Annotated in this window: 9 protein-coding genes; 3 read left to right on the top strand and 6 right to left on the bottom strand. The window is 60.2% G+C overall.

The window, feature by feature from the left end:
- Window positions 1-582 precede the first annotated feature (582 nt).
- Window positions 583-1,305 carry a haloacid dehalogenase type II gene (locus tag KUIN1_RS09355; RefSeq protein ID WP_024651268.1) on the bottom strand — a complete coding sequence of 241 codons (723 nt, stop codon included), beginning with the start codon at window positions 1,303-1,305 and terminating at the stop codon, window positions 583-585.
- 155 nt (window positions 1,306-1,460) lie between these two features.
- On the opposite strand from KUIN1_RS09355, the gene KUIN1_RS09350 reads away from it, so the two are divergent.
- Window positions 1,461-2,456 carry an aldo/keto reductase gene (locus tag KUIN1_RS09350; protein WP_116886293.1) on the top strand — a complete coding sequence of 332 codons (996 nt, stop codon included), beginning with the start codon at window positions 1,461-1,463 and terminating at the stop codon, window positions 2,454-2,456.
- 268 nt (window positions 2,457-2,724) lie between these two features.
- A complete protein-coding gene (locus KUIN1_RS09345) occupies window positions 2,725-4,365 on the top strand; it encodes a methyl-accepting chemotaxis protein (protein WP_003404405.1) in 1,641 nt (546 codons plus the stop codon).
- 73 nt (window positions 4,366-4,438) lie between these two features.
- Here the strand turns inward: KUIN1_RS09345 and KUIN1_RS09340 are convergent, their stop codons facing one another.
- From KUIN1_RS09340 to KUIN1_RS09320, 5 genes are all read right to left on the bottom strand, one after another.
- Entirely contained in the window at window positions 4,439-5,638 is a 1,200-nt protein-coding gene (locus KUIN1_RS09340; protein ID WP_011267238.1) for an MFS transporter, read from the bottom strand.
- 329 nt (window positions 5,639-5,967) lie between these two features.
- Window positions 5,968-7,260: a PQQ-dependent sugar dehydrogenase gene (locus tag KUIN1_RS09335; RefSeq protein WP_011267237.1), complete on the bottom strand. Its 1,293-nt coding sequence runs from the start codon at window positions 7,258-7,260 to the stop codon at window positions 5,968-5,970.
- The gene (locus KUIN1_RS09330; RefSeq protein WP_003368607.1) at window positions 7,257-7,685 is read right to left on the bottom strand and encodes a DUF2231 domain-containing protein; all 429 of its coding nucleotides are present in this window, start codon (window positions 7,683-7,685) and stop codon (window positions 7,257-7,259) included. Before KUIN1_RS09330 ends, KUIN1_RS09335 begins: the two co-directional genes overlap by 4 nt.
- Window positions 7,686-7,831: 146 nt before the next feature.
- A complete protein-coding gene (locus KUIN1_RS09325) occupies window positions 7,832-7,975 on the bottom strand; it encodes a DUF2256 domain-containing protein (RefSeq protein ID WP_080269108.1) in 144 nt (47 codons plus the stop codon).
- Window positions 7,972-9,531 (bottom strand): cryptochrome/photolyase family protein, encoded by a 1,560-nt coding sequence (locus KUIN1_RS09320; RefSeq protein WP_080269109.1) that lies wholly within the window; start codon window positions 9,529-9,531, stop codon window positions 7,972-7,974. The genes KUIN1_RS09325 and KUIN1_RS09320 overlap by 4 nt, the downstream gene beginning before the upstream one ends.
- A 233-nt stretch (window positions 9,532-9,764) precedes the next feature.
- On the opposite strand from KUIN1_RS09320, the gene KUIN1_RS09315 reads away from it, so the two are divergent.
- Window positions 9,765-11,918 (top strand): TonB-dependent siderophore receptor, encoded by a 2,154-nt coding sequence (locus tag KUIN1_RS09315; RefSeq protein ID WP_152091948.1) that lies wholly within the window; start codon window positions 9,765-9,767, stop codon window positions 11,916-11,918.
- Window positions 11,919-11,933: the final 15 nt, after the last annotated feature.

The raw sequence follows: 11,933 nt of genomic DNA, 5'->3' as shown, positions 1-11,933 counted from the left end.
TTATAAGCAGACGGGAGCGCAGAGCGGCAAGCCCGTCAGGCACGGCATGAGCAATGCCGGATGAACATCGAGACTCAGGGAGAAGGTGCGGCACGGGCTCTCGGGCTCATGTCATGACCTGACATGCAAGCACTCGGGGGGATCGCAGAGGGATGACAGACGAACGCGGCACGGCGCGACTCGCCTACAGAAAGGGGGGTGGCTGGCTCGTTGACGAGACTGATCGCTCTGCCCTTGGAACTGACGTTTGCATACCGCGTGACCAATTGAAACCTCATCTTCCGTTCGAGGGTCAACGACGGGGAACGGCCTGCGCCGGGGTGTCAGCGCCAGGGTGGACCCGATCGGCTGTGACTGCGGAGTCTGTGAACCCGTGACAGTCATTGGCGCTGGGTTTTTGGCCCTGAGCGCCGGGGATAATAACCACGATTTTTGGCGGTGAGGCAAACAAAAAGTTACAAACCGCGAAAGTGTCCGTCAAACGGCACTGCTGTCGCGGCGGGAGAGCCGTTTGAAATTTCAGCGTCGGGCGGCGACTTTTCCCGGCACGCAAAGCGTTGGCGCAACGGCCTAACGGGCGCTTCAGCAATCGAGCGCGTCAGCCGCTTCGGTCAGGGAATCGACCATCACGTCCCAGTCCTGTTCGGCGCTTAGGTCAGACGTCTGGCCTGGCCCGTGCTCGGCGGGACGTCGGACGAAAACGGTCTTGAAGCCATTCGCACGAGCGGCAGTCAGGTCGGCGTTATGCGCAGCCACCATGGCGACGCAATGCGGTTCCAGGCCTACTGCTTTTGCAGACTTCAGGTAGGTCTGGGGCATCGGTTTATAGGTCCCGGCGATCTCCGCACCGACGATAACATCCCAGGGCAATCCGCCGAATTTCGCCAGGTTGAGCATTCCGGCGATGTGTCCGTTCGATAGCGTACCGATCGAGAACCTGCGCTTTAATCGGCTCAGGCCTGCGACCGAGTCAGGCCATGGATCGAGCCGCTCCCAGGCCTTGTTGAGCTCGACGAGCTCGGCGTCGGGGATGCTGCCGAAATCCACCTCATGGCGCGCCAGCACTGTTTCGAGACTCTCCCGGTTGAGCACGTCGAGTGTCACGTACGGGCGCTCACCCGCACGCACGCGCTGCATGGAAGGCTGATAAAGACCCCGCCACTGATCGGCAAAATCAAGGGGATCGACGTCCACGCCATGCCGCTGCAGAAATGGCGCAGCGGCCCGCGCCACGCCGTTTCGCCAGTCGACAACGGTGCCGAATACATCGAAACCGAGAAACCCTATCTGTTCCAGCCTGGCCATATTGCTCTCCCGAATCGTGCACAGTCGCTTATAGTTCTACAGATCTAGAACTATAGAACCAATCGCGTCAAAGCGAGTTGTTCCGGGCAGACGTTGCCCAACTGTAGACGCGAAACGGCTCGGCGGCTGCTCAATCAACGATAGACGGAGGATTCATGGACTACGTAAAGCTTGGCAACACAGGACTGGATATTTCCAGACTGTGCCTGGGATGCATGACATTCGGCGAGCCCGATGCCGGAACGCATCCCTGGACACTGGGCGAAGAAGCAAGCAGACCGATCATCAAACACGCCGTCGAGCAAGGCATCAATTTTTTTGACACGGCCAACAGCTACTCGGCAGGTACTTCGGAAACCATCGTCGGTAAATTGCTCAAAGAGTTCACGCGTCGCGACGAGACCGTGATCGCCACGAAGGTGTTCTTTCCGGCAAACATGTGGGAAGGCTCGACCCGCCCCAACGAAAAGGGGCTCTCGCGCAAGGCCATCATGTCCAGTATCGACGCGAGCCTGACGCGACTCGGCACTGACTATGTCGACCTGTACCAGATCCATCGCTGGGACTATGACACGCCCATCGAAGAAACCATGGAAGCCCTGCACGATGTGGTCAGGGCCGGCAAGGCCAGGTACATCGGCGCGTCTTCCATGTACGCATGGCAGTTCGCCAAGGCCCAGCAGGTCGCGACCGCGCATGGCTTGAGCAGGTTCGTCTCGATGCAGAACTACCTGAACCTGGTCTATCGCGAAGAAGAGCGCGAGATGATCCCGCTGAGTATCGATCAGGGGGTCGGCCTGATGCCGTGGAGCCCGATGGCACGCGGCAGGCTGACCAGGCCCCATGGTCAGCAGACCGAGCGGACCAGAACCGACGTATCCGGCCAGTCGTTTTACGAGGCGACAGAAAAGGAAGACGGTCGCGTGATCGATGCCGTGGAACAGCTGGCCGCAGAGCGCGGGGTGCCGATGGCGCAAATCGCACTGGCCTGGGTATTGGCCAAGCGCGGTGTATCCGCGCCCATCGTCGGCGCCTCCAAGGCGACGCAACTGGACGATGCCATCGCGGCACTGCAACTGGTGCTCAGTGATGAGGACATCAAACGCCTCGAGGCTCCGTACGTGCCCCATGCAGTGACCGGATTCGTCTGACCGACGCTGTAAAACATCCCGGAACCGGCGAACGTCATGAGCCTCGCCGGTTACCCGCGGCACACAGCGACGACGAGTGCCGGTAAAGATCGCACCGCACGCTTTCGTAACTGTCATACAGTTCTGAAATAACACCTGTCTATGTCACCGTGCGCAAATATCTATTGGGCAGCGAGTCGACTGGGCGCTATTGTCAGGCCATTCTGAATAAAGGCTCTTCGCCATTATTTAATTCGACTTCTCCTCTTGCCTCGCTCGGGTTCATTCCATGAAAAATCAGGTTTCTCTGGCTACGCGCATCGGCTTGGGATTCGCCGCTGTCGTCTCGCTGCTCATCTTGATCACCGCCGTTGGCATTCAGCGGGTCGGGTTCATCGACAGCACCCTGGAAGACGTAGGCGAAAATGCTGCCAAGGTGCAACGCTATGCGATCAACTTCCGGGGCAGCGTGCATAACCGTGCGATCGCTCTGCGCGATGCCGTGCTGGTCAACAACGACCAGGACATGGCGCTGCATCTGGCAGAGATGACCCGTCTTGAAAAGGACTATGTCGACTCGGCCGTACCGATGGAGCAGTTGTTCACCAAGCCCAACGTCAGTGCCGAAGAACGCCAGTTGCTGCGTGGCATCAAGGAAATCGAACAGCAAACGCTCAGCTCTACCAAGAGCGTGATTGCCTTGCGCCGTGCCGGAGACATCGCCGGTGCGCAGGCCCTGTTGCTGAGCCAGACCTCCGGTAACTACAGTGAATGGCTGAAGCGCATCAACGCGCTCATCGACCATGAGGAAGCCTCGATCAGGGTCCAGCTGGATAATGTGCAGGCGACCGCCAGCCAGTTCCGCGGCCTGATGCTGCTGGCCACTGCGTTCGCTGTGCTGCTGAGCATCGTGCTGTCGGCGTTCATCATCCGCTTCGTGAAAAAGACCCTTGGCGCAGAGCCGGTCGACGTTGCCGAGGCCATTCGCCGACTGGCGGCGGGCGATCTGCAGCAAACCATCACCACGGCGTATCCCGACAGCGTCATGGGCGTGCTGAGAACAGCGCTGAGCCGTCTTTCGGAAACCATCACCGACGTACGAATGGCCGCTCAGGAGGTCAGCCAGTCCTCTAGCGTGCTGTCGGCGGCCTCCTCCGCCAACAATGCCCAGATCATGGTGCAGACCCGTGAAGCCGAACAGGTGGCCACCGCCATCAGCGAGATGGCCGCGACGGTCAGTGAAGTCTCGGGCTATGCCTCACAGGCCGCGGATGCCGCGCGCCTGGCTGACAGTGAGGTGGCGAGCGGCAACAGCCTCGTTGAAGGTACGACCACTGCCATCGAACAACTGGCGGCCACGCTGACTGAAACGACCAGCACCGTGGAGCAGGTCTCACGGCATGGCGAGGAGATCGAAAAGGTGATCGAGGTGATCAACTCGATTGCCTCACAAACCAACCTGCTGGCGCTCAACGCGGCCATTGAAGCCGCCCGCGCGGGCGAGCATGGCAGAGGTTTTGCGGTGGTCGCCGATGAGGTTCGTTCGCTGGCCAATCGCACCCAGCTGTCGACCCAGGAGATTCAGAACATGATCAGCACGCTGCAGGGTGGTACGGAAACTGCGGCACAGAACATGCGCGACAGCTGTGAACTGGTCAATCGTGCCGTGGAACAGACACGCAATGCCCAAAGCGCCTTGTCGAGAATCAATCAGGAAGTGAGTGCGATCAATCACATGAACGCGCAGATCGCCAGCGCGTCGGTTCAACAGAGTGCGGTGGCAGAAGACGTTGCGATGAACATCACCAGCATTCACGACTCGACACTCAAATCTGCCAATGGATCGCAGCAAGTGGCGACCGCCAGTGAGGAACTGGCGCAGCTCGCGGATCGCCTGACCCGCAAGGTCGCATTTTTCAAGGCAGGCTGAGGGTGTGACGAAGGTGTGATGAGGTATCGCGGCGATGGATTCAGCGTCGCCGCGGTCTCTCATTATTGGCAGATCAGTCGGTGCAACTGACCGGCTTTGAGTTGCGCATCGCCAGCATCACGGTGAGCATGGACAGCGCAGCACATACCGCACCGATCACGATGGCAGCGGTAAAGCCGGCCCGAGCGGACACCGCACCGCCAATGAACGCCCCGCCGCCAATCGACAGATTCACCACACAGACCAGCAGCGCCTGAACGCCTTCCACACGATCGTTTGAAGCCTCGAAGCACCAGATCTGCGTGGTGATGGGGATCATCCCGAACGCGAACCCCCAGACCAGAATCACCGGCCAGAGCAGCCACGGGTTACCGACGAACATCAGCAGCGCGGTCAGCGAACCCAGCATCAGCAGGGTCATGATCAGCACCGAGGACGGTGCGCTCCTGGCCGCCAGAGCTCCACCGGCCAGGTTGCCTGCAACAGCCGCCAGGCCGAAGGCGAAGAGCAATGCGCCCAGGGCCTGACCCTGAATATGCGCGAATTCCTGCACGAAGGGCGCGAGGTACGTGTAAGCCGCGAAGTGCCCGACATAGATCAACAGTGCGGCAGCGAACATGCGACGAATGCGCTGCTCGCCAGCCAGCGACAACATCTGGCTGATGCCGGCAGAGCGCTCGCCCGGCAACGCAGGCAGGAAGGTTGCAATCAACACCCCCACGGCAACCGTGACCACTGCCGCTGTTTCAAACGCAGCACGCCAGCCGAAGGCTTCACCGATCAACGTGCCGGCCGGAATCCCGGCGACAGTGCCGATCGAGACGCCCGCCAGCACATACGCGGTGGCCTTGACGCCCTCCTTGCCGGGCCTCAAGCGTGGCCCGAGCGACCCGGCAATCGTCCAGAATCCCCCCAGCGCGAAGCCGAGCAGGACCCTGCCCGCCAGGGTCAGCCAGAAGTGCGTGGACAACGCGACGATCAGGTTGGAGGCCAGCAATATCGACAGCAGCCCGAGCAGCAGGCGCTTGCGGTCGACATGACTGAACAGGGCAATACAGGACGGCGCCGAGATGGCCGCGAGGATGCCAGGGACGGCCATCATCAAGCCTGTCTGGCTGATGCTGGTTCCCAGGTCGCGAGCGATATCGGGCAGCAGCCCGACCGGCAGAAATTCAGTGGTGACGGTGGCGAACGACCCAAGCGATACGCTGCCAACGGCCCACCATGAAGCGGGTTTTGTTTGTACGTTTCCAGCGGTTTCAAAGCGACTCACAGCGGTTCCAGAATTCAGGGATGTCAGCGACCGGCCGCTCAGGCCAGCGCGTGGAAGCGGCCAACCCTAATGTGTAAGCGCGCATCGAAGCCACCTTGCGAAAGAATTTTGTGTGGATGACGCGAGGTAGGTCCCGCGAAGACGGGCCATCAGGGTGATGCTCCGGGTCGAGGTGGCATCGGTGACGCGGAGCGTCACGAACGGCATTCCCACGCGGCGCATGGGAACGATCAATCACCGGCTATCGTGCCGACGCTCTGGGTCAAGAACGGCGTTCCCAAGCAGAGCTTGGGAACGATTACTCAACAACGACCTCAGGCCATCGTGACCTACTTGTTGCGGGTCACTCTCCAGACGGTGTTTGCCAGGTCGTCAGCGATGATGAGTGCGCCTTTCGGATCAACCGTCACGCCCACTGGCCGGCCGCGAGTCTTGCCGTCAGCTCCGCGGAAACCGGTTGCGAAGTCCACAGGCTCGCCCGCAGGACGCCCATTGCTGAACGGCACGAAGATCACCTTGTAGCCCACCGGGTTATCGCGGTTCCAACTGCCGTGCTCGCCAACGAACACGCCGTCGGCAAACTTGTCGCCCATGGCCGGGATCGAGAACGACACGCCCAGTGCGGCGACGTGCGAACCAAGGCTGTAATCAGGCTTGATCGCCGCAGCGACTTTGGCCGGATTCTGCGGCTGGGCACGCGTGTCGACATTCTGGCCCCAATAGCTGTAAGGCCAGCCGTAAAACGCGCCCTCCTTCACCGAGGTCAGGTAGTCCGGAACCAGATCAGGCCCGAGTTCGTCACGCTCGTTGACCACTGTCCACAGTTGCCCGGTGCCCGGCTGAATCGCCAGTGCCGTCGGGTTGCGCAGACCGGTCGCATAAGGTTTGTGGGCACCGGTGGCGGCGTCGATCTGCCAGACCATCGCCCGATCGATCTCGACCTCCATGCCGCGCTCGGTCACGTTACTGTTCGAGCCGATGCCCACGTACAGGAAACGGCCATCAGGGCTGACGGTCAGCGACTTGGTCCAGTGGTGGTTGATCGCTGCAGGCAAGTCGGTGACCTTGGTCGGTTCACCGCTGGCCTTGGTCTGACCTTCCTGATAATCGAAGCTGACCAGCGCATCCTGGTTGGCCACGTACAGCTTGCCGTTCGCGAAGGCCAGGCCATAAGGCGCATTCAGGTTCTCGGCAAACACCGTTTTCAGCTCGTATTTGCCGTCGCCATCCGCGTCCCGCAATAGCGTCAGGCGATTACCGCTTTTGACCTTGGTGTTGCCCTGGGCCTTGATGACGCTGGCAATCACGTCCTTGGGCTTGAGCTTGGCAGCGCTGCCGCCGCGCCCTTCGGCAACGATGATGTCGCCGTTGGGCAAAACGATGGACTGACGTGGAATATTCAGGTCGCTGGCAATTGCCGTGATGCTGAAACCCTCAGGCACGGCAGGCTTCTGATCGCCCCATGCGGTGGGTTCTGCAATCTTCATGCTCGGCAACAGGCCGCGTTGCGGGTCAGGCAGCTTCGGGTCCGGTCCGCGCGCCTGAGTGCTGTCGGCTTCACCACCGCAGGCGCTCAGCAGCAGCGCCATGCTCAATGCAGTCAATGCGTGGATATTTCTCATTCTGCACCTCCGGAACGCAGGCTAGTAAGCCCGGTCCACGTCGCAACGCAGGCCAGAACGGTGACGATGACCGACAGGATCAAGCCCGACGGCATGACCGCCCAAGCGTCTTTCGCATGCTCGAAGGCATTGACCAGACCCAGCACCCAGGTGACCAGCAACAACAGGAAGTACACCACGGGACGACCAGCCTTGTGATCGGCGCGAACCAGATTGACCAACGCGAACAGCAACGCCAGCCCGCAGAACAACAGGCCTCCGGCAATCAGCCAGGCGGCAAAGTTGCTCCACTGAACCTGAAAGGTCTGGTAATAGGCAATATCACTCAGCAAGCCGCCGAGAAACAAAGGCACGGTTCCGGCAAGCAAGGTCGCATGTAGCGGGCCTGGCGTGTAGCGGTAGACGGGATGGGTGGTTACGGTCATGACGGCTCCTTTTCGTTCGGCGACCCTGGATCAACACTCAGTGCGGATGCGCTGGCAGGTCGGGGTCGCGCTGAATGCGCATAAGGAAGGATCATGCTGAGCAAGCGATAGTTCAGCGCTTTTCATTTCGAAATATTTTGAAAATGCTACTCGCGTGCAGTGCGCTTGTTTCGCCGGCAACGCTCAGAGCAATAAAGCACCTCATCCCAGCAGCGCGCCCACTTCTTGCGCCAGGTGAACGGCAGCCCGCAGACCACACAGGTTCTGACTGGCAGCTCGGCCTTTTTCAAAGCGCCTCTCCGGCATCGAGCCTGGCCAACAGATGCTCGCCACGCGCCCACAGCGCCTGCTGTTTGGGCTCAGCCATGCGATCAAGGTTTTTATAGATAATCGCCATGCGCTGATTGCGACGCAACAGGTCGCCATGGCGCATCAGGAAATGCCAGTACAGCGCATTGAACGGACAGGCATCCTCAGTGGTGCTTTCAGTGACCTTGTACGCACAGCCGCGGCAATAGTCAGACATGCGCTTGATGTACTGGCCGCTGGCGCAATAGGGTTTGGAGCCCAGATAGCCGCCATCGGCATGCATGACCATGCCCAGCGTATTGGGCAGCTCGACCCAGTCGAAGGCATCCATGTAGATCGCCAGGTACCACTCGCAGATCTGCTCCGGCACTATCCCGGCAAGCAGGGCAAAGTTGCCGGTCACCATCAGGCGCTGAATGTGGTGGGCGTAGGCATGCTTCAGGCTCTGGCCGACGGCCTGACTCATGCAGTTCATCTGCGTTTCGCCGGTCCAGTAAAACTCGGGCAGCGGCCGGCTGTTACCGAACAGATTGCCGCTCGCGTAATCGGGCATTTTCAGCCAATAGACGCCACGCACATACTCCCGCCAGCCGATCAGTTGGCGAATGAAACCTTCGGCGGCATTCAGCCCCACCCTGCCCGACCAGTACGCGGATTCAACGTCACTGCACACCTGGCGTAAATCCAGCAGGCCGATGTTCAACGCCGCACTGATGCGCGCATGAAACAGAAACGGCTCGTCAGTAGCCATGGCGTCCTGATAATCGCCGAAACCGGCCAGGCCGTAATCCAGAAAGCACTCCCACAGCGCCTGGGCATCGGCATGCGTAACCGGATAGTCGAAATTATCCAGCGAGCCGTAATGGCTGGCAAAGCGCTCACCCACCAGCTTTAGTACCTGGCGGGTGATAGCGTCCGGGGAAAAGCGCATTGGGTAAGGCGCTGCCACGCCCTTGGGCAGTGCCTTGCGGTTCTCGGCATCAAAGTTCCAGGCACCACCGACCGGCGTACCGTCGCCGTTCAACAGCAGCCTGCTTTTGCGGCGCATCTCCCTATAGAAGAACTCCATGCGCAACTGCTTCTTGCCGTGCGCCCACGACGAGAACTCGTCGCGGGAACAAAGAAAGCGCGTATCGGCGTGCCACTGGATGGGCAACCCGCAGTCCTTGATCGACTGTTCCAGACGCCAGTCGCCGCACTCGGTGATGTGCAGCTCTTCTGCTCGCAACAGAGCCTGCCAGCGCTGTAACTCACCCGGCACCGACCCGGTGTTCTGCGGATCATCGAGCATGACGTACTGCACCCGAACACCACGCTCACGCAGCGCCTCGGCAAAATGACGCATGGCACTGAAGATCAGCACGATCTTCTGCGGATGATGCGGCACATGACTCGCCTCTTCCATGACCTCGACCATCAGGACCGTGTCGCGCTCGGGGATCAGACCCGCCAAGGATGCGAGATCGAAGGAAAGCTGATCGCCGAGGATCAGGTGGAGACGAGGGGCTTGGGTCAATGGAAGAGGCTCCGCAGCCATAAAAACTTGTACCAATGTAATTTCATGTACAAGATTTTCATAGCGCTTTTCGATCGGATACCTATCAGACACCCAAAACGACGGCCCCCCGGCCTCAGCGTTGAATGTGAAAATTTTGTTAACTATTTGTTCGCAGTGTCTTTTTCTGTGCGAAACAACCTGTCACACTAATGCGAACCATTATCAACATTATTATCATCCTGCCATGGAGGGCATCAGGGAGTGTCGGGTTCATGTCGGGGCAACAATCGCAAAGCCGTAATCGTTTCACACCGGGTCTGCTGGCCATGGGCATCTGGGCTGCCACTACACAGGCAGCCCTTGGCGCTGAAGAACAGCCCGCCACGACCATGGAGCTGGGCGCCACGCAGATCAGCAGTGATCAACTTGGCTCCACAACCGAGGGCAGTCAGTCCTACACCACCGGCCCGATGCAGACCGCGACCAAGTTGCCGCTGACCATTCGTGAAACGCCGCAGGCCGTGACGGTCGTCACCCGCCAACGCATGGACGATCAGGCCATGACCAGCATCAATGACGTGGTCAGGTATACGCCGGGACTGTTTTTGGACCAGTCCAGCGGACCGGGCCGGCAAACCTACACGTCGCGCGGTTTCGACATCGACAACATCATGTACGACGGCCTGCCCGCCTCCTACTCGGGCTACACGGCAGGCGTTCAACCCAATCTGGCCATGTTCGATCATGTCGAGGTGATCAGGGGCGCGACTGGCCTGGCGACAGGGTCTGGCAATCCTTCGGCAGCGATCAATATGGTGCGCAAACGCCCTACCGCCGTGCCACAGGTCACCCTCACCGGCACGGTCGGGAGCTGGGACGATTACCGTGGCGTCTTCGATGCGTCCGGCCCACTGAACGACAGCCGCACGGTTCGCGGCCGCATAGTCGGCTCCTACCAGGATGCCAACAGCTTCCGCGACAAGGAAAAGAGCGATCACGGCGTGTTCTACGGGGTGGTCGAAGCCGATCTGAGCGACGCGACGACCGCCACCCTGGGCCTGTCTCGTCAGGAAGACCAGACCAACTACTTCTGGGGCGGCCTGCCCTTGGGCGTCGATGGTCACCACCTGAACCTGCCGCGCTCCACCTATTCCGGCTCGGATTGGGAAAACAAGAAAATCCGGATAGACACCATGTTCGGTGAGCTGGAGCACCGTTTCGACAACGACTGGAAATTGCGCGTAGCAGGCTCGAGCTCGTCGCTGGACGGCCTGTTTTCGGGGACCTACCTGTCTCGCTACAACGGCCCGCTGGAAACCACGGCCTACCAGTCGAGGCCGGAAGAGCAGCAGAGCGCCTTCGATGTCTACGCCAGTGGGCCGGTCGAAGCCTTCGGCCGCACTCATGAAGTGGTGGTCGGCACCAGCCGGCGCGTGTACGACCAGACCAGCAAGGAGTACAGCCCCTACGACACCGGTCTGCCCATTGCCGCGCCAAAGCCGGACTTCGTTCGCAATGGCAAGACGCACAGCATCGCCACCCAGGACGCGGTCTATCTCACCACACGCCTGAGCCTGGCCGATCCGCTGACCCTGATCCTCGGCGGCCGTCTGGACTGGTACGACTACGATGACCGCATCGGCGATGAAGACTACAAAGTCACCCGTAACCTGACGCGCTACGCAGGGCTGATCTATAAGCTGGATGAACACCACTCGCTGTACACCAGCTACACCGACGTCTTTCAGCCGCAGAGCGCACAGGACCTGTCCGGCAAGGTGCTCAAGCCGGTGGTCGGCGAAAACTATGAAGTCGGTATCAAGGGTGAATACTTCAACGGCGCCCTCAACACCTCCCTGGCGGTGTTCCAGATCGACCAGAAAAACCTCAAGACCCAGTCACCGACCCAGGCAGGCTGCGCGGTCCTGACCTGTTACGACGCTGCAGGCCTGGTACGCAGTCAGGGCATCGAGATGGAGCTGCAAGGCGCGTTGACCGAGAACTGGCAAGTCGGCGCCGGCTACACCTACGCCCGCACCCACTACATCAAGGATGCCGATCCGGCGAACAAGAACCAGCAATTCAACACCGACACGCCCGAGCATCTGTTCAAGGTATCGACGGTCTATCGCCTGCAGGGTGCACTGGAGAAAATACGCGTCGGTGGCAACGTCTACTGGCAAAGCCGCATGTACAACGACATCGCACTCACCGATGGCAGCTATCGCCTGGAACAGGGCAGCTACGCCGTCGCCGACCTGATGGCGGGGTATCAGGTGAGCAAGAACCTCGACCTGCAACTGAACGCCAACAACATATTCGACCGCACCTACTACACGGCGATTGGCGCCAGCTCGGTCTGGGGCTCCACCGACGTCTACGGCAACCCGCGCAGTTATGCGTTGACGGCCAAGTACAGCTTCTGAACCTGAGCCACGCTG

Origin of the sequence: Pseudomonas sp. KUIN-1 (genome assembly GCF_009176725.1) — a bacterium.
In the GTDB taxonomy this organism is placed as follows: Bacteria; Pseudomonadota; Gammaproteobacteria; order Pseudomonadales; family Pseudomonadaceae; genus Aquipseudomonas; species Aquipseudomonas fragariae.
This window is presented reverse-complemented; position numbering and strand designations above follow the sequence as displayed.

Coding starts and splice junctions, on each gene's coding strand:
- KUIN1_RS09320 (WP_080269109.1), bottom strand. CDS start 9,531: ATGGCTGCGGAGCCTCTTCCATTGACCCAAGCCCCTCGTCTCCACCTG.
- KUIN1_RS09330 (WP_003368607.1), bottom strand. CDS start 7,685: ATGACCGTAACCACCCATCCCGTCTACCGCTACACGCCAGGCCCGCTA.
- KUIN1_RS09350 (WP_116886293.1), top strand. CDS start 1,461: ATGGACTACGTAAAGCTTGGCAACACAGGACTGGATATTTCCAGACTG.
- KUIN1_RS09335 (WP_011267237.1), bottom strand. CDS start 7,260: ATGAGAAATATCCACGCATTGACTGCATTGAGCATGGCGCTGCTGCTG.
- KUIN1_RS09345 (WP_003404405.1), top strand. CDS start 2,725: ATGAAAAATCAGGTTTCTCTGGCTACGCGCATCGGCTTGGGATTCGCC.
- KUIN1_RS09315 (WP_152091948.1), top strand. CDS start 9,765: ATGTCGGGGCAACAATCGCAAAGCCGTAATCGTTTCACACCGGGTCTG.
- KUIN1_RS09355 (WP_024651268.1), bottom strand. CDS start 1,305: ATGGCCAGGCTGGAACAGATAGGGTTTCTCGGTTTCGATGTATTCGGC.